The organism is Allonocardiopsis opalescens (genome assembly GCF_003002095.1).
Classification (GTDB): Bacteria; Actinomycetota; Actinomycetes; order Streptosporangiales; family Streptosporangiaceae; genus Allonocardiopsis; species Allonocardiopsis opalescens.
Genome location: NZ_PVZC01000004.1, coordinates 367,698 through 384,612 on the forward strand (window position 1 = coordinate 367,698; position 16,915 = coordinate 384,612).

Annotated in this window: 14 protein-coding genes; 7 read left to right on the forward strand and 7 right to left on the reverse strand. The window is 76.8% G+C overall.

Annotation, left to right across the window (positions count from 1 at the left end; all coding sequences use genetic code 11):
• Positions 1–31 precede the first annotated feature (31 nt).
• Positions 32–2,854: a DEAD/DEAH box helicase gene (locus CLV72_RS33640; protein WP_106246223.1), complete on the forward strand. Its 2,823-nt coding sequence runs from the start codon at positions 32–34 to the stop codon at positions 2,852–2,854.
• The gene (locus tag CLV72_RS32240) at positions 2,851–4,098 is read left to right on the forward strand and encodes an SWIM zinc finger family protein (RefSeq protein ID WP_170140990.1); all 1,248 of its coding nucleotides are present in this window, start codon (positions 2,851–2,853) and stop codon (positions 4,096–4,098) included. Before CLV72_RS33640 ends, CLV72_RS32240 begins: the two co-directional genes overlap by 4 nt.
• 30 nt (positions 4,099–4,128) lie before the next feature.
• On the opposite strand, the gene CLV72_RS15170 is transcribed toward CLV72_RS32240, so the two are convergent.
• From CLV72_RS15170 to CLV72_RS15185, 4 genes are all read right to left on the reverse strand, one after another.
• On the reverse strand, positions 4,129–4,500 hold the full coding sequence (locus CLV72_RS15170; RefSeq protein ID WP_106246225.1) for a hypothetical protein: 372 nt from the start codon (positions 4,498–4,500) through the stop codon (positions 4,129–4,131).
• Between the two features lie 41 nt (positions 4,501–4,541).
• Positions 4,542–4,925: a hypothetical protein gene (locus CLV72_RS15175; RefSeq protein ID WP_106246227.1), complete on the reverse strand. Its 384-nt coding sequence runs from the start codon at positions 4,923–4,925 to the stop codon at positions 4,542–4,544.
• Positions 4,926–5,074: 149 nt separating this feature from the next.
• Positions 5,075–6,322, reverse strand: coding sequence for an RNA polymerase sigma factor (locus CLV72_RS15180; RefSeq protein ID WP_106246230.1), 1,248 nt, complete (start codon positions 6,320–6,322; stop codon positions 5,075–5,077).
• A gap of 224 nt (positions 6,323–6,546) precedes the next feature.
• On the reverse strand, positions 6,547–7,764 hold the full coding sequence (locus CLV72_RS15185) for an AMP-binding protein (RefSeq protein WP_106246232.1): 1,218 nt from the start codon (positions 7,762–7,764) through the stop codon (positions 6,547–6,549).
• Positions 7,765–7,946: 182 nt separating this feature from the next.
• On the opposite strand from CLV72_RS15185, the gene menB reads away from it, so the two are divergent.
• Genes menB through menD form a run of 3 tightly spaced genes read left to right on the forward strand, consistent with a single transcriptional unit; the run spans position 7,947 to position 11,433 of the window.
• Entirely contained in the window at positions 7,947–8,786 is an 840-nt protein-coding gene (gene menB, locus CLV72_RS15190) for a 1,4-dihydroxy-2-naphthoyl-CoA synthase (protein ID WP_106246234.1), read from the forward strand.
• Positions 8,783–9,760: an o-succinylbenzoate synthase gene (locus CLV72_RS15195; RefSeq protein ID WP_211302872.1), complete on the forward strand. Its 978-nt coding sequence runs from the start codon at positions 8,783–8,785 to the stop codon at positions 9,758–9,760. Before menB ends, CLV72_RS15195 begins: the two co-directional genes overlap by 4 nt.
• Positions 9,757–11,433, forward strand: coding sequence for a 2-succinyl-5-enolpyruvyl-6-hydroxy-3-cyclohexene-1-carboxylic-acid synthase (gene menD / locus CLV72_RS15200; RefSeq protein WP_106247040.1), 1,677 nt, complete (start codon positions 9,757–9,759; stop codon positions 11,431–11,433). Before CLV72_RS15195 ends, menD begins: the two co-directional genes overlap by 4 nt.
• Before the next feature lie 65 nt (positions 11,434–11,498).
• Here menD and CLV72_RS15205 read toward each other — a convergent pair whose 3' ends face one another.
• Together CLV72_RS15205 and CLV72_RS15210 are read right to left on the reverse strand one after the other, a co-directional pair.
• A complete protein-coding gene (locus CLV72_RS15205) occupies positions 11,499–12,758 on the reverse strand; it encodes an isochorismate synthase (protein WP_211302873.1) in 1,260 nt (419 codons plus the stop codon).
• A gap of 140 nt (positions 12,759–12,898) precedes the next feature.
• Complete coding sequence (locus CLV72_RS15210; protein WP_106247042.1) at positions 12,899–13,960, reverse strand: Rv2578c family radical SAM protein; 1,062 nt, start codon at positions 13,958–13,960, stop codon at positions 12,899–12,901.
• A 233-nt stretch (positions 13,961–14,193) separates the two neighbouring features.
• Here CLV72_RS15210 and CLV72_RS15215 point away from each other — a divergent pair, with 233 nt between their 5' ends.
• Complete coding sequence (locus CLV72_RS15215; RefSeq protein WP_106246240.1) at positions 14,194–14,580, forward strand: VOC family protein; 387 nt, start codon at positions 14,194–14,196, stop codon at positions 14,578–14,580.
• Positions 14,581–14,609: 29 nt separating this feature from the next.
• Here CLV72_RS15215 and CLV72_RS15220 read toward each other — a convergent pair whose 3' ends face one another.
• Entirely contained in the window at positions 14,610–14,873 is a 264-nt protein-coding gene (locus CLV72_RS15220; RefSeq protein WP_106246242.1) for a hypothetical protein, read from the reverse strand.
• A 323-nt stretch (positions 14,874–15,196) separates the two neighbouring features.
• Here CLV72_RS15220 and CLV72_RS15225 point away from each other — a divergent pair, with 323 nt between their 5' ends.
• The gene (locus CLV72_RS15225; protein WP_106246246.1) at positions 15,197–16,792 is read left to right on the forward strand and encodes a glycoside hydrolase family 10-like protein; all 1,596 of its coding nucleotides are present in this window, start codon (positions 15,197–15,199) and stop codon (positions 16,790–16,792) included.
• The last annotated feature ends 123 nt before the right edge of the window (positions 16,793–16,915 follow it).

Here is a 16,915-nt window from a genome sequence, read left to right on the forward strand (position 1 = left end):
GCCGGTGGGTCGTGCGGGGTGAGGGGGCTGGGTGGACGCGGTGGCGGGTGCGGCGGGGCGGCTGGTGCGCTGCGGGGTGGTGTTCGAGCCGGGTGATCCGGCGCGGTGCGGGCGGGTGGTGTTCTACCGGGCCGATGAGGGTGTGGCGGTGCCGTCGGGGGTGGGGGAGCCGGGCGAGGTGGTGGTGGCGCTGCCGGAGTCGGGCGGGGTGGTGGTGCGGTCGGTGCCGGCGGTCCGGTTGGGTGTGGCGGACGCGCTGGGGGTGCTGTGCCGGGCGCGGGAGGGCGCGGGGTCGGGGGCGCATCCGTCGGCGGTGTTCTGGGGTGCGGTGGTGGTGGAGGCGCTGGCGCTGGTGGGGCGGGGCCGGGTGCTGCCGGGGGTGTCGGCGGGGGGTTTCGACGCGTGGCGGGTCGGGCCGGTGGACGGGCGTGCGGGGGAGGCGCTGGGGGCGCTGGTGGCGGCGATGCCGGCGTCGGCGCGGGCGGTGCCGCTGCCGGGTGGCGGGGTGCGGCTGGCCGATGGGCGGGGGCTGGTGCGGGAGTTCGTGGACGCGGTGGCCGACGGGGTGGTGCGGACGGCGGCGGCGCCGGCGGCGGTGGGTTTCGCGGCTTTCGCGGCGGTGGAGCCGGTGGGTGTGGAGGGGCTGCGGGAGTGGGCGGCGGAGGCGGCGGCGGGGGTGGACGCCGGGGTGCGGGTGTCGCTGCGGGTGGAGTGTGTGGAGGGTGCGGGGGGTGAGGGGCCGCCGCCGCTGCGGGCGGTGGTGCAGGTGCATGATCTGGCGGATGCGTCGCGGGTGGCGGACGCGGCGGCGCTGTGGGCGGGGTCGGCGCCGGGGTTCGGGGCGGGGGCGCCGATGGAGGCGGCGGTGGCGGTGCGGCGGGCGGCGCGGGTGTGGCCGGTGCTGGAGGGGCTGCTGGGGCGGGCGGTTCCGGACGCGGTGGCGCTGGGGGATGAGGAGGTGGCGGAGCTGCTGGGGTCGGCGGGTGAGCGGCTGGCGGCGGCGGGGGTGGCGGTGCACTGGCCGCGTGAGCTGGTGGCGGATCTGGCGGCGCGGGTGGTGGTGGGCGGTGATGAGGTGCGGGCCCGTGGCGGGGGCGGGGTGCTGGGCGGTGGTCCGGTGGCTTTGGATTGGCGGTTGGCGCTGGGGGGTGAGCTGCTGAGCGAGGCGGAGATGGCGGCTTTGGCGGCCGAGCACCGTCCGGTGGTGCGGCTGCGGGGGCGGTGGGTGCTGCTGGCGCCGGGCCTGGGGGAGCGGCTGCGGGACCGCGGGTTGGAGCCGGTGGCGCCGGTGCGGGCGCTGGGCGCGGTGCTGTCGGGTGCGGCGGTGGTGGACGGGCGCGCGGTGGAGGTGGTGGCACGGGGCTGGGCGGCGCGGCTGGCGGAGCGGGTGGCGGCGGGTGAGGGCGGGTCGGAGCCGGTGGGTGAGCCGCCGGGTCTGGCGGGGCGCTTGCGTGATTACCAGTTGCGGGGGTTGCGGTGGCTGGTGCGGATGACGGGTCTGGGGTTGGGCGGCTGCCTGGCCGATGACATGGGTTTGGGCAAGACGGTGACGGTGATCGCGCTGCATCTGCACCGGGCGGCGGATCGGGAGTTGCGGGGGGCGGGGCCGACGCTGGTGGTGTGCCCGGCGTCGGTGCTGGGCAACTGGGAGCGGGAGGTGCGCCGGTTCGCGCCGGGGGTGGCGGTGCGGCGCTTCCATGGGGCGGGGCGTTCGCTGGAGGGCGCGGACGGGGGCTTCGTGCTGACGACGTACGCGACGATGCGGGCGGACGCGGGTGTGCTGGCGGGGCGCCGGTGGGGGCTGGTGGTGGCCGATGAGGCGCAGCTGGTGAAGAACCCGTGGTCGGGGACTGCGGCGGCTTTGCGGCGGGTGCCGTCGGCGGCGCGGGTGGCCTTGACGGGGACGCCGGTGGAGAACGAGTTGGCGGATCTGTGGGCGGTGCTGGACTGGACGACTCCGGGGCTGCTGGGTTCGCTGGGGGAGTTCCGGGAGCGGTGGCGGGCGGTGGAGGAGGACCGCGACGCGCAGGCGGCGGCGCGGTTGGCGCGGCTGGTGGGTCCGTTCGTGCTGCGGCGCCGCAAGTCCGATCCGGGGATCGCGCCGGAGTTGCCGGCGAAGACGGTGACGGATCGGCCGGTGGGGCTGACGCGGGAGCAGGCGGGCTTGTACGAGGCGGTGGTGGCCGAGGCGCTGGAGCGGATCGCGGCGGCGGAGGGGATGGCGCGGCGGGGGCTGGTGATGGGGCTGCTGACGGCGTGCAAGCAGATCTGCAACCATCCGGCGCAGTTTCTGAAGGAGGCCGATCCGGTGCTGGCGGGTCGGTCGGGGAAGTTGGAGCGGCTTGAGGGCCTGGTGGACACGGTGGTGGCCGAGGGGGGCGCGGTGCTGGTGTTCACGCAGTATGTGGCGATGGGGCGGCTGCTGGTGCGGCGCTTGGCGGAGCGGGGCGCGGGGGTGCTGCTGCTGCACGGGGGGACGCCGGTGGCGGAGCGGGAGGCGATGGTGGCGCGGTTCCAGGCGGGGGAGGTGCCGGTGTTCGTGCTGTCGCTGCGGGCGGCGGGCACGGGCTTGAACCTGACGCGGGCCGACCATGTGGTGCATTACGACCGGTGGTGGAATCCGGCGGTGGAGGAGCAGGCGACGGATCGTGCGTACCGGATCGGGCAGACGCGTCCGGTGCAGGTGCATCGGCTGGTGGCGGAGGGGACGGTGGAGGAGCGGATCGCGGCGCTGCTGGAGTCCAAGCGGGAGTTGGCGGAGGCGGTGCTGGCGGCGGGTGATGAGGGGGCGGCGCTGACGGAGCTGTCGGACGGGGAGTTGGCGGAGCTGGTGGCGCTGCGGGAGGTGCGGTGAGCGGGGCGGAGGAGGCGGGCCGGGTGCGGGGGTTCGCGGCGTTCGCGCCGGGGGCGGCGCGGGCGGGCCGGTTCGCGCGGTCGTGGTGGGGGAACGCGTGGGTGCGGGCCTTGGAGGACACCTCGCTGGACGCGGTGCCGCTGCGGCGGGGCCGCAGGTTCGCGCGTTTGGGGCAGGTGGGGCCGATCACGGTGAGTCCGGGCCGGTTCGCGGCGCCGGTGCACGGCGCCGACGGGGGCTCCTACCGCTGCTCGGTGGCGGTGGAGGAGTTGAGCGGGGCGCAGTGGGAGCGGTTCTTGGACCAGGTGGCGGCGTCGGCGGGGCATGTGGCGGCGCTGCTGGAGCGGGACATGCCGCATGAGCTGGTGGCGGCGGCCGCGGATGCGGGGGTGCCGCTGCTGCCGGGGATCGGCGATGTGGAGCCGGAGTGCGACTGCGACGCGTGGGAGCTGCCGTGTGAGCATGCGGCGGCCTTGTGCTTCCAGGTGGCGTGGCTGCTGGACGCGGATCCGTTCGTGCTGCTGCTGGCGCGGGGGCGCAGTGAGGCGGAGCTGCGGGCGGAGTTGGCGCGCCGCAGTGTGCGCGTCGGCGGCGGGGGCGGCGCCGGGGCGGATGCGGGGGTGGTGGCCGCGGAGGTGTTCGGGGCGGAGGTGGCGGGGCTGCCGCCGCTGCCGGGGCCGGTGGAGGCGGCTGAGGCGGTGGCGCCGCTGGTGGGGGCGGGGCCGGCGCCGGGGGTGGAGGTGGCGGGGCTGGTGGCGCTGGCGGCCGACGCCGCGGCGCGGGCCCGCGCCGCACTGGCCGCCGGGCCGGGTGGGGTGGGGGAGGCGCTGTGGCCGCGGGGCGGTGTGCGCGCGGATGCGGCGCGGTGGGCGGCGGGCGGGGTGGATGAGGGGGCGAGGGGGCGGCTGGCCGCGGCGGCGGGTGCGACGGTGGCGGAGTTGGAGGTGGCCGCGGCGGCGTGGCGGGTCGGCGGGGCGGCCGGATGGCGGGCCGCCGAAGAGCTGTGGGAGCCCGAAGGTGCGGAGCTGGCGCGGGCGGAGGCGGCGCTGGAGGGGCTGGGGGGCGGCTGGGTGCGGGAGGCGAACCGGTGGAGCGGGCCGGGCGGTGTGCAGCTGCGGTGGGGGGCCGACGGGCGCTGGTACGCGTTTTCGCGGCGGGGCGGGGTGTGGTGGCCGGCGGGTGCGGGCGCGCGGGATCCGCAGGGGGCGCTGGCGGCGGCCGGGGGTTCGCCGGGGCCGCGGTGAGCCCGGGGGGCGGGCCCCGGGGGCGGGGGGTCAGCCGCTGCGGCGGGCGCCGAGGTGGAAGGCGACGTTGACGATCATGATCATGACCAGGACCGCGCTGAGGCCGATGGGTCCGGCGATGCCGCCGGCGATGGCCGACAGGGGGATGGCCATGATGAGGGAGCCGATGGTGACGCCGGCCGCGGTGTTGCGGCGGGCGACCTCGACCTGGGCGGCGGCCTCGGAGACGGGCGGGGTGGGCTGCTGGAGGTGGGCGAGGCGTTCGGCGACGCGCTGGTCGATGATGTGGTCGAGGCGGTCGGCGAGGGATTCGGCGATCTCGGTCTCGTACTCGCGGCCGAGGCTTTCGCGGGCGGCCAGGGAGGCGGCGACCTCGTCGCGCGGCACGTTGGCTTGCGTCATATCGTGATTATCCGGTACTGGGGCGGTGGTGGGAAGGCGGGTCAGCGGTCGGCGCCCCACACGGTGACGAGGTAGAAGCCGATGATGCCGGCGAAGGCGACGAGGACTCCGGCGCCGTCGGCGACGTAGCCGCCGACGATGGTGACGGGGATGGCGGCGACCAGGCACAGGATGCCCATGACGAGGCGCAGCACGGAGCCGTCGACGCGTCTGCGCTGGGTGGGGTGGGCGGTGGTCTTGATCTGGGTGAGCTGGTGGGCGACCTCGGCGCGCACCCGGGCGTCGATGGCGGCCTCCAGGTGTTCGGCGAGGGAGGCGGCGACGGCGTCGTCGTAGTCGGGGCCGAGTTCGCGGCTGGTCTTGAGCGAGGTGGCGATGTCGTCGGTGGGCAGGTGGGCGGTGGTGCGGGCGGGCACGGTCGTCATGGGGTCCAGTATCGGGCGGGTGGGGGGGGGCGCGCAGGGCGCGCGGCGCGATCTCGGGGTTAGTTCGGGGGCGCCCCTGAGGCGCGGTCGGGGTGTGCGAAGGCCCCGCCGGGCGGTGGGCTCGGCGGGGCCTTGCGGTCGGGCGGGTGTCAGCTGGCGAAGTCCAGCAGCGGCCGGGCGCGGCTGGGGTGGCGCAGCTTGGACAGGGACTGCTTCTCCAGTTGGCGGATGCGCTCGCGGGTCAGGCCCAGGTGCTTGCCGATCTCGTCGAGGGTGCGGGGCCGGCCGTCGATGAGGCCGAAGCGCAGCGACATGATGGTGGCCTCGCGCGGTTCGAGGTCCTCCAGCGCCTTGCGGAGCTGGTCGGCCATGAGCTGGCGGTCGACGACCTCGGAGGCTTCGGCGGCGTCGATGTCCTCGATGAGGTCGCCGATGCGGGTCTCGCCGTCCTCGCCGATGGTGGAGTCGAGGCTGATGGGCTGGCGGGTGATGCGCAGCAGTTCCTCGATCTGGGCCGGGGTGCGGTCCAGTTCCAGGGCGAGTTCCTCGGGTGTGGGTTCGCGGCCCAGGGTCTGGTGCATGTCGCGTTCGAGGCGGCTGACCTTGCTGAGCAGTTCCAGGACGTGCACGGGCAGCCGGATGGTGCGGGCGGAGTCGGCGAAGCCGCGCTGGATGGCCTGGCGGATCCACCACATGGCGTAGGTGGAGAACTTGAAGCCCTTGGTGTAGTCGAACTTCTCCACGGCGCGGATGAGGCCGAGGTTGCCCTCCTGGACGACGTCGAGGAGGGACAGGCCGCGGTCGCTGTACTTCTTGGCGACGGAGACCACGAGCCGGAGGTTGGCCTCCAGCATGTGGGACTTGGCGCGGCGGCCGTCCTCGACCAGCCAGTGCAGTTCCTCGTCGGTGACGGGGGCGCCCTCGGCGTCGGGGTTGTCCAGCCGGTATTCGGCGTAGAGGCCGGCTTCGATGCGCTTGGCGAGTCCGACCTCCTCTTCGGCGGTCAGCAGCTGGCGGCGGCCGATGGCCTTGAGGTAGGTGTGGACGGAGTCGCCCATGGCGGGCGACTGGTCGTCGAGGTCGGCTTCGTTGTCGTCGGCTTCGGCGCGCAGCTGCTCGGTGACGGCGGCCTCGGCCTCGGCCGGGGTCTGGGTGTCCCCGGGGGTGTCCGGGGTGGATGTGTCGCTCTCGTTGGCCAGCTGTACGCCGGCGTCGGTCAGCTCGCGCAGGATCGAGCGGCCCTCCGAGGCGGTGATGCCTGCGGCGGAGAACGCTGTTCGCAGCTCCACGAGGGACAGGTGCCCCTGGGAGCGCCCCCGCGCGATCAGTTCGTCCAGTGCCTGGGTGGCGGCCGCCTCCAGGGACGCCGCGCGCGGCGCCAGGGCGATCTTCGACATGAGGGGCACCTCCCTCCCTTCAACGGCTTGAAGTGGCGCGCCCCTCGGGTCCGCCGGGCCGGTGGTCCCGCGCGCCAATATGTCCAACGCTCGGGGTGGTCAGATGTTCCCCGTAGTCTCCACACCCCGGGCGGAAGTGGCCTAGATCACGCTCCGGATCGTTGTGTTGGGGCGGGTGGATCGCATAATGGCCGCTTCCCGGGGCGGGGGTGGGGCATGCGGGGTCAGGCGGGGCGGGGGGTGCGGCGCAGGGCGGCCAGGTCGGGTTTGCCCGAGGGCAGCAGCGGCAGGGCGTCCCGCAGTTCCAGTTCGCGGGGGGCGGCGTAGCGGGGGAGGGTGGCGGCGGTGTGCTCGCGCAGTTCGGTGAGGGTGGGGGGGGGGCCGCGGGGGACGACGACGGCGGTGACGCGCTGCCCCCACTCGGGGTCGGGGCGGCCCACGACGGCGACCTCGGCGACGCGGGGGTGGGCGGCCAGGGCGGCGGCGACCTGGCCGGCGGCGACCTTGCGGCCGCCGGTGGTGATGACGTCGTCGCTGCGCCCGGCCACCGCCAGGCGGCCGGCCTGGAGGGCGCCGAGGTCGGCGGTGCGCAGCCAGGGGCCGTCGCGGTGGGCGGCGGTGAGGTCGGGGCGCAGCCGGTAGCCGGAGAACAGGACGGGGCCGCCCAGCAGCACGGTGCCCAGGGGTGTGTCGGGGGCGCGGGGGGTGAGTTCGGTGGGCGGGTCGGCGGGGGCGCCGGTGTGGACGGCGACGCGCACACCGTCCAGGGGGGTGCCGTCGTAGACGCAGCCGCCGCAGGTCTCGGTCATGCCGTAGGTGGTGGTGAGGGTGGCGCCCAGGGCGCGGGCGCGCTGGAGGAGGGCGGGTGGGGCGGCGGCGCCGCCCACCACGATGGAGGCCAGCCCCGACAGGTCGGCGCCGGCCTCGGTGAGGCGGTGCAGCTGGGTGGGGACGAGGGAGGCGTGGCGGGCGCCGGCGGCCAGGGCGGCGTCGAGGTCCAGGCGGCGCTGGAAGACGGGGGCGGCGCCGGCGAGCAGGCAGCGCACCAGCACCTGCAGGCCGGCGATGTGGTCGGCGGGCAGGGCGCACAGCCAGGGTTCGCCGGGGCGGGCGCCGAGGCGGTCCAGGGAGGCGCGGGCGGAGTGCTTGAGGGCGGCCGCGGTCAGCTCCACCCCCTTGGGGGGGCCGGTGGAGCCGGAGGTGGCGACGACGGCGGCGACCTCGGGGTCCACGCCGACGGCGCCGGGCAGCCGGCGCAGCCCGTCGGGGGTGTGGGCGGCGGCCGGGCGCATCGCCTCCAGGACGGCGCGCACGCGGGCGGCGGGCAGGTCGGGGGAGACGACGAGGAGGGCGGGGCCGGTGCCGTCCAGGGCGGCGGCCAGGTGGGTGAGCAGCTGAGGGCCGGCCGCCGCCACGTGGGCGTGCAGCGGGCGGGAGGTCATGGTCGCCGAGCCTATCCCAGGCGCCGGGGGGCCGGGCGGGGCGGGCGGGGGCGTGGCGGCGAAGGGGTGTCGGGCCGTTTGTAAGGTGGGGCAGGCAGAAGCGGGCGGCGCCGACCAGGGGCGACCCGGGCGGTGCGGCCGGTCTGCGACACCGGTACCGGGAACGGAAATGAGGGCTGACCGTGAGCGGCGTGATCGCCTGGAAACCGTCGGGGGACTACACCGACATCGTGTACGAGACGGCCGAGGGCATCGCCAAGATCACCATCAACCGGCCCGAGGTGCACAACGCGTTTCGGCCGCAGACCCTGTTCGAGTTGCAGCACGCGTTCAACGTGGCGCGCGACGACTCCGAGGTGGGGGTGGTGATCCTCACCGGGGCGGGTGAGCGGGCGTTCTGCTCGGGCGGCGACCAGAAGATCCGCGGCGACGACGGGTACCTGGGCGATGACGCGGTGGCGCGCCAGGGCATCGGGCGGCTGAACGTGCTGGACCTGCAGGTGCAGATCAGGCGGCTGCCCAAGCCGGTGGTGGCGATGGTCGCCGGGTACGCCATCGGCGGCGGCCACGTGCTGCACGTGTGCTGCGACCTGACGATCGCGGCCGACAACGCCCGCTTCGGGCAGACCGGCCCCAAGGTGGGGTCCTTCGACGGCGGGTACGGGGCGTGGCTGCTGGCGGAGACGGTGGGGCTGAAGAAGGCGCGGGAGATCTGGTACCTGTGCCGCCAGTACGACGCCCAGGAGGCGCTGGCGATGGGGCTGGTGAACACGGTGGTGCCGCTGGCGGAGCTGGAGGCCGAGACGGTGGCGTGGGCGCGGGAGATGCTGGAGAAGTCGCCGCTGGCGCTGCGGATGATCAAGGGGGCGATCAACGCGGTCAGCGACGGGGCGGCCGGTATGCAGCAGTTCGCCGGGGACGCCACGATGCTGTACTACATGTCGGAGGAGGCCCAGGAGGGCCGCGACGCGTTCAAAGAGAAGCGGCGCCCGGACTTCGGCCGGTTCCCGCGGCGCCCGTGAGGCCGCCCGGCCCGCTGGAGTTCTCGGTGGCGCTGCGCGGCCCGCTGCGGTCGCTGGTGCGCCGCGAGGGGGTGCTGGTGGCGGGCGCGGCGGGGTGGGGGGAGTTCTCGCCGCTGCCCGGCGCCGACCCTTGGGAGGCGGCGCGGTGCGCGGCGGCGGCCCGGGAGGCCGCCGAGGAGGGCTGGCCGGCGCCGGTGCGCTCCCGGGTGCCGGTCAACGCCACCGTTGCGGCCGTGGGGCCCGAGGCGGCGGCGGGTTTGGCGAAGCGGGCGGCCGCGTCGGGCTGCCTGGTGGTGAAGGTGAAGGTCGCCGAGCCCGGGCAGGGGGAGGCCGACGACCTCGCCCGCCTGGAGGCGGTGCGCGACGCGCTGGGGCCCGCCGGCAGGGTGCGGGTGGACGCCAACGGCGGCTGGGGGGTGGAGCGGGCGGTGCGGATGATCCGGCTGCTGGACCGCTTCGGCCTGGAGTACGTGGAGCAGCCCTGCGCCACCGCCCGGGAGTTGGCGGCGGTGCGGCGCGCGGTGGACGTGCCGGTGGCGGCCGATGAGTCGGTGCGCACCGCCGCCGACGCCGCGCGGGTGGCGGCTTTGGCGGCGGCCGACGTCGTGGTGCTCAAGACGGCGCCGCTGGGCGGGGTGCGGGCCGGTCTGCGGGCGGCGGAGGCGTGCGGGCTGCCGGTGGTGGTGTCCAGCTGCGTGGAGACCTCGGTCGGCCTGGCCGCGGGGGTGGCGCTGGCCGCCGCGCTGCCCGAACTGCCCTACGCGTGCGGGCTGGGCACCGCGTCGCTGCTGGCGGAGGATGTGGCGGTGCCGCCGCTGGCGCCGGTGGGCGGGTATATCGCGGCCGGGCGACCGGTCGCCCCTGATCCCGCGCGGGTCGCGGCGTGCGCGCCCGTTGCGGCGCGGCGGGGGCGGTTGGTGGCCGCGTGGCGGGCGGCCGGCGAGCAGGCGGCGCACGCCGGGGCGGGCCGGTGAACCCCTCCACGGCGCTGGCGCGGGTGCTGGCCGACGAACTGGCGCGGCTGGGGCTGCGCGAGGCGGTGATCGCGCCGGGTTCGCGCTCCACTCCGCTGGCGATGGCGCTGGCCGCCCACCCCCGGGTGCGGGTGCACGTGCGCATCGACGAGCGCAGCGCCGCGTTCTGCGCCCTGGGGCTGGCGCGGGCGTCGGGCCGCCCGGCCGCGGTGGTGTGCACCTCGGGGACGGCCGCCGCGAACCTGCACCCGGCGGCGGTGGAGGCCGGCCAGGCCGGGGTGGGGCTGCTGCTGCTCACCGCCGACCGCCCTCCGGAGCTGCGCGACACCGGCGCCAACCAGGCCGTGGACCAGATCCGGATGTTCGGGTCGGCGGTGCGCTGGTTCAGCGAGGTGGGCGTCCCCGAGGAGCGGCCCGGGATGGTGGGGTACTGGCGGTCGCTGGCCGGGCGGGCGTGGGGGTGGGCGGCCGGCGCCGACCCCGGGCCCGTGCACCTCAACATCGCGCTGCGCGACCCCCTGGTGCCCGACGGCGACCCCTCCTGGGTGGAGCCGCTGGACGGGCGTCCGGGCGGCGCGCCCTGGACCGCGCCCGAGCCGGTGCCCGAGGCGGCGGCGGTGGAGCTGCCCGCGGTGGAGCGCGGGGTGCTGGTGTGCGGGGACACCGGTGAGGACCCGGCGCCGTTCGTGGCCGCCGCGCACGCCGCCGGGTGGCCGGTGCTGGCCGAACCCACCGGCAATGCCCGCTACGGGCCCGCCGCCGTCGGCTCCTACCGGCACCTGCTGGCGGTGGCGGAGTTCGCGGCCGCGCACCGCCCCGAGGCGGTGGTGACGCTGGGGCGGGTGGGGCTGTCGCGGCAGGTGCTGGCCTACCTGCGCACCGCCGGCGTGCACGTGGCGTGCGGGGGCGGCCCCCGCTACGCCGACCCGGTGCGCACCGCGGCGTCGGTGGGGGCGGGGCGGGCGCGGGTGGTGGTGCCCGGGCGGCGCCGCGGGTCGGGGGCGTGGCTGGCGTCCTGGCAGCGCGCCGACGCCGCGGCGCGGGCCGCCGTGGACGCCGAACTGGACGCCGGCGGGCTGAGCGAACCGCGGCTGGCCCGCGACCTGGTCGCGGCGCTGCCCGAGGGGTCGCTGCTGGTGGCGGGCTCCTCCATGCCGGTGCGCGACCTCGACGGCTACGCCCGCCCCCGCACCGGGGTGCGGGTGATCGGCAACCGGGGGGCCAGCGGCATCGACGGGCTGGTGTCGACCGCCGTGGGCGCCGCCCTGGCCCACCAGGCCGCCGGCGGGGGGCGGGCCTTCGCGCTGCTGGGCGACCTCACCTTGCTGCACGACCAGAACGGGCTGCTGCTGGGGCCGGGCGAGGAGCGCCCCGACCTGGTGGTGGTGGTCGCCAACAACGACGGCGGCGGGATCTTCTCCACGCTGGAGCAGGCCGAACACCCCCAGGTGTTCGAGCGCCTGTTCGGCACTCCCCACGGGGTGGGTGCGGACCGGGTCGCCGCCATGGCCGGCTGGCCCCATCTGCTCCTCGACCACCCCAAGCAGCTGCCCGACGCCCTCGCCGAACCCGGCCCCCGCCTGGTGGAGGCCCGCACCGACCGCGTCGGGCAGGCCGCGTTGCGCGCCCGCGTCCAGCAGGCGGTGGCGGCGGCGGTGCGCGACATGGAGTGAGGGGGGCACCGGCGGCGGCCGCCGCGTTCCTCCGGTGTGCGCTGCGAGGTCGGGCTGGTGGCGGACTAGCCGGTCAGGGCGTCGGCCATGACGCGGAACTTGTTGTCGGCCTCGGCGAGTTCGGCGGCCGGATCGGAGTCGGCGACGATGCCGCAGCCGGCGAACAGGCGCGCGGTGGGGCCGTCGATGTGGGCGCAGCGCAGCGCGATGCCCCACTCGCCGTCGCCGCGCTGGTCCACCCAGCCCACCGGGCCCGCGTAGCGGCCGCGCCCCATGCCCTCCAGTTCGCGGATGGCCTCCAGGGCGGCCGGGGTGGGGGTGCCGCACACCGCGGCGGTGGGGTGCAGGGCGGCGGCCACCGACAGGGCGGTGCGGTCGGCGGCCAGGGTGCCGTGCACCGGGGTGGCCAGGTGCTGGACGTTGGCCAGGCGCAGCAGCCGGGGACGGTCGGCGATGTCCAGGTCGGCGCACAGCGGCGCCAGGGCGGTGCGCACCGACTCCACCGCGTAGCGGTGCTCCTCGGCGTCCTTGGCGGAGGCGGCCAGCCGCTCGGCCAGCGCCCGGTCCTCGGAGGGGCCGGCGCCGCGCGGGCTGGTGCCCGCCAGCACCAGCGCCTCCACCGAGCGGCCGGACCGGCGCACCAGCAGCTCGGGGGTGGCGCCCACCAGGCCGTCCACGGCGAAGGTGTAGCAGTCGGGATGGCGGCGGGCCAGGCGGTCCAGCAGGGCGCGCTCGTCGATGGGGGCGTCGGCGCGGGCCAGCAGGTCGCGCGCCATCACCACCTTGTCCAGGCCGCCGGAGCGGATCCGCGCCACCGCGGCGGCCACCGCGCCGCGCCACTGCTCGGCGGTGCGGGCCCCCGGCGACCAGCGCAGCGGACCCGGCGGGCGGGGGGCGTCCACCAGCGGGGCGGGCGGGGCGGCGGGGTGGGCGCCGATGGTGGTGAACCAGGCGCGGCCGCCGCGCCGCCCCAGCACCGCGGCCGGCACCTCCAGGACGGACCCGGCGTCGGCGGGGTCGAAGGTGAAGGAGCCGAAGGCCACCAGTCCGCTGCCGGGCACCTCCAGCGGGTCGTGCACCTCGGCCCGGTCCGCGAGCGCGGCCAGGCTGCGGGTCGCCGCGTCGAAGCGGTCGGCGCCACCGCCCGGTCGCACCCGTGCGGTGCGCCCCCAGGCCACCATGCCCTCGCCGCGGCGCAGCCACGCCGCCACCGGTCCGCGCGGCAGCCGCGCCGCCAGCGGCCCGGGGTCGCTCACCTCCACGGTGCGCACCACCAGCGGCCCGGGCAGCGGATCAGGGGCGTCCCACGCGACACTCACGGTCATCCACTCTAGACGCGCCCGCCTGCCCCACCCGGCGGCGGCGTGCGCAAACCCCCTCACACCGCACCGCCGCACCCGTCACCCGCCCCTGCGGCGCACGTCACACCCCGGCCGTCTCCTTCGGGGCGGCGCGGCGCCGCCGGTCACAACAGGGTCAGCTGGGTTGACTCGGGCTCGGGCGGCGGCGCGGGAGCCGCAGCCGGGGTCGGCGCGACGCCGCGGGCCACCGCGGTGGGGGTGGGGGCGGCGCGGCGGCCGACGCCGTGGCGGCGGGCCAGGATGCGCACCCGTTCGGCGATGCGCCGCTGGTAGGCGCGGGGCGCGTAGGCGCCCGACCCGTACAGCTGCCGGTAGCGGGGGACCAGGGCGGGGTGGTGCTCGGTGAGCCAGGCCGCGAACCACTCGCGGGCGCCGCCCGGGCGCAGGTGCAGCACGATCGGGGAGACGTGGGTGGCGCCCGCCTGCGCGGCCTGCCGCACCGCCGCCTCCAGTTGGGCGGGGGAGTCGCTGAGGTAGGGCACGACCGGGCCCATCAGCACCCCGCAGCCCACCCCGGCGTCGGTGAAGGCCGCGCACACCTCCAGGCGCTTGGCCGGGTGGGGGGCGCCGGGCTCCAGCAGCCGGGCCAGCTCGCGGTCCACCGAGCCCACCGACACGTTGACGCTCACCGGGGCGGTGGTGGCGGCGTCGGCGATGAGTTCGAGGTCGCGCAGGATCAGGGAGCCCTTGGTGAGGATGGAGAAGGGCTGGCGGGCGTCGCGCAGCGCGGAGATGATGCCGGGCATCAGCCGGTAGCGGCCCTCGGCGCGCTGGTAGCAGTCGACGTTGGTGCCCATGGCGATGTGCTCGCCGGTGTAGCGCTCCCGCCAGGAGGGGGCGGCCAGCTCCTTGGCGGCCAGGGCGGGGGCGTTGACCTTCACCACGATCTGGGAGTCGAAGTCGCGGCCGGTGTCGAGGTCCAGGTAGCTGTGGCTGCGGCGCGCGAAGCAGTAGGTGCAGGCGTGGGAGCAGCCCCGGTAGGGGTTGATGGTGTACCCGAAGGGCACCCGGGAGGCGCCGGGCACCCGGTTGATGATGCTGCGGGCGTGCACTTCGTGGAAGGTCATGCCGCGGAACTCGGGGGTGTCAAAGGTGCGGGTGACGGCGGCCCGTTCGAACAGCGCGCCCGTGCCGTCGTCGGCCGCCCGCAGTTTGTCCCAGCGCATGCGCACCCCCGTCTGACCGTCGTGACCTGGATCGACTCAGCCATCATAGAACATGTGTTCGAAGATGTCGGTGGGGTGGGGTGAAGGTTCGGCAGGGGCCGGATCCGGCGGTGCTCCCCGGGAGGCGCGCGCTCGGCGGCCGTCGCGGCCGGCGTGACGGGAGCGGGACCTAGGCTCGTGCCGTGAGGGCCGCCGGCCGCCGGCGGAAACCGCCGCTCGACCGGAGGTGCGACATGGCCAGCAGGTTCACCGAGCTCGCGATCGACTGCGCCGATCCCGGCGGTCTCGCCCGCTTCTGGTGCGCGGTCCTGGGTTATGAGGTGCGCGGTGAGGACGACGGAGTCGTCACCATCGGCGCACCCGAGGTGCCCGAGGGCAGGAGGCGGCCCGGGCCGGTGCCGCCGGAGCTGACCTTCGCGCCCGTGCCCGAGGGCAAGACCGTCAAGAACAGGCTGCACATCGACCTCAACCCCACCGACCGGGAGCAGGGCGAGGAGGTGCGCCGCCTGCTCGACCTGGGCGCCCGCTACGCCGACGTCGGCCAGGGCGATGAGAGCTGGGTCGTGCTCGCCGACCCCGAGGGCAACGAGTTCTGCGTCCTGGCGGGCCGCCACCCCTGACGGAGCCGGGCCGGCGGGCGGCGGGGCCGCTAGGGGCGGGTGCGGCGGCGGCGCGCGAGCGCGGCGCCCACCGCGAGGGCGATCGCCAGCGCGCCCAGTTGGGCGGGGACGGTGATGGCGGCGTGCACGGACTCCAGGCCCGGGGAGGCCAGTTCGGCGGCGGTCGCGGGCGCCGACGGGTCGGGCAGCAGCGGCAGCGCGGCGATGGCGGCCAGCAGGAGGGTCTGCGCCGGGTGGCGGTGGAGGCGGTAGGCGGCGGTGGTCGGTCGGGAGCGGTCGCGTGCGGTACGCATGCCGCTTTGACGCGCGACACCGGAACTCCGTTCAATCCCGTTCCGCCCGCACGCCCGCGGTACCGGCGTCCGGCGGGGCGGCGCGCGGTCCCGCCCGCGGCCGGCCGCACGCGCCGGCGATGCCGTGTCCGCCCCCGGGTCCGCCGTGCCGCCCCGGCCACTATTGCGAATAGTTCGCAAGAAGGGCGTACACTGGCGGGCGGTGTCGACATGGTCCCAACCCGTCGGCCAGGGCGGCCGGGGTGGCGCGAAGGCGCACCCCGGCCGCCGTACGCCCGGTACCGTGGAGCGGCCCGCCCCGTCCCCCACCGCAGGAAGGGCCCATGCGCGCCCGGACCCGCCGCGCCGCAGCGCTGGTCGCGCTGGCGGCGCTCCTCGCCGCCTGCCAGCCGGCCCGCTCCGACGTCTCCAGCACCGCGCCGCCCGCCGCCGCGCCGGTCCCCGCCGACTGCCCGGGCGACCCCGAGCGGCCCAAGCGGCAGCTGCGGGGCGCCTGGATCGCCACCGTGCACCACATCGACTGGCCCTCGCGGGCCGGGCTGAGCGCCGCCGAGCAGCAGGAGGAGTACCGGGCGCTGCTGGACGAGGCCGTCGCCCTCAACCTCAACGCGGTGTTCGTGCAGGTGCGGCCGCAGGCCGACGCGTTCTACCCCTCGGCCTATGAGCCGTGGTCGCGCTGGCTGACCGGCGAGCAGGGCGCCGACCCCGGCTATGACCCGATGGAGTTCCTGGTCGCCGAGACCCACGCCCGGGGCCTGGAGTTCCACGCCTGGTTCAATCCGTACCGGATCGGCGAGTACGAGCTGGAGGAGCTGCACCCCGACCACCCCGCGCGGCGCCACCCCGGTTGGACCGTGCGCTACGGCGGCGCCCTGCACTACAACCCCGGGCTGCCGCACGTGCGCGACTTCGTGGCCGACGCGATCGTGGACACCGCGGTGCGCTACGACGTCGACGGGGTGCACTTCGACGACTTCTTCTACCCCTATCCGGTGGCCGGGGAGGAGTTCGACGACGCCGCGGCCTACGCCGCGCACGGCGGCGGCGCCGCCGACCGCGACGACTGGCGGCGCGCCAACGTCGACGCGCTGGTCTCCCAGGTCTCGGCGCGGCTGCGCGCCGCCAAGCCCTGGGTGAAGTTCGGGATCAGCCCGTTCGGGGTGTGGCGCAACGCCGCCACCGACCCCAGCGGCTCCGACACCCGGGCCGGGGTGCAGAACTACGACGACCTGCACGCCGACGTGCGCACCTGGATCCGGTCGGGGTGGATCGACTACGTCGTGCCGCAGCTGTACTGGCCGCGGGGCTTCACCATCGCCGACTACGACGTGCTGGTGCCGTGGTGGGCGGCCGAGGTGGACGGCAGCGACACCCAGCTCTACATCGGGCAGGCCGCCTACATGGCGGGGGAGGACGACCCCGCCGCCTGGCGCGACCCCGGCGAGCTCGCCTCCCACCTGGCCGCCAACCGCGAGTACCCCCAGGTCGCCGGCGACCTGTACTTCAGTATGACCAGCCTCGGCTCCAACGCGGCCGAGGCGGCCGGGCTGCTGCGCGCGGGCCCCTACGCCGCCCCCGCGCTGCTGCCCGAGCCCACCCGCGCCGCCACCGGGCGGCCGCCGCCCGGCCCCGTCGGCGGCCTGCGGGCCGCCGCCGGCCCCGACGGGGCGGTGGAGCTGGCCTGGAGCCCCGCCGAGCGGGCCCGCGCCTACGCGGTGTACCGGGTGGAGGAGGCGGCGGCCGGCGACCCGTGCGCGCTCGCCGACGCCTCCCGGCTGATCGCGGTGGTGCCCGCCACGGGCGAGCCCGCCCACACCGACCCCGCGCCGCCCGAGGGCACCGCCGGGTACACGGTCACCGCGCTGGACCGGCTGCACGCCGAAAGCGCGCCCGCGCCGCTGGTGCCGCCCGCGTCCTGAGGCGCCCGGCGCGGTAGACGATCTTGTCGCGGGGGCACACTCCGAAGCGACGGCCCCCGCCCGTCCCCTCGGCCGCCCGCCCCCGGCGCACCCCGGCCACGGGTCCGCGGCGGTGCCGGCAGC

Coding starts and splice junctions, on each gene's coding strand:
- CLV72_RS15205 (WP_211302873.1), bottom strand. CDS start 12,758: ATGACCGTGAGTGTCGCGTGGGACGCCCCTGATCCGCTGCCCGGGCCG.
- CLV72_RS15180 (WP_106246230.1), bottom strand. CDS start 6,322: ATGTCGAAGATCGCCCTGGCGCCGCGCGCGGCGTCCCTGGAGGCGGCC.
- CLV72_RS15185 (WP_106246232.1), bottom strand. CDS start 7,764: ATGACCTCCCGCCCGCTGCACGCCCACGTGGCGGCGGCCGGCCCTCAG.
- CLV72_RS15210 (WP_106247042.1), bottom strand. CDS start 13,960: ATGCGCTGGGACAAACTGCGGGCGGCCGACGACGGCACGGGCGCGCTG.
- CLV72_RS15220 (WP_106246242.1), bottom strand. CDS start 14,873: ATGCGTACCGCACGCGACCGCTCCCGACCGACCACCGCCGCCTACCGC.
- CLV72_RS15225 (WP_106246246.1), top strand. CDS start 15,197: ATGCGCGCCCGGACCCGCCGCGCCGCAGCGCTGGTCGCGCTGGCGGCG.
- CLV72_RS15175 (WP_106246227.1), bottom strand. CDS start 4,925: ATGACGACCGTGCCCGCCCGCACCACCGCCCACCTGCCCACCGACGAC.
- CLV72_RS15170 (WP_106246225.1), bottom strand. CDS start 4,500: ATGACGCAAGCCAACGTGCCGCGCGACGAGGTCGCCGCCTCCCTGGCC.
- CLV72_RS15215 (WP_106246240.1), top strand. CDS start 14,194: ATGGCCAGCAGGTTCACCGAGCTCGCGATCGACTGCGCCGATCCCGGC.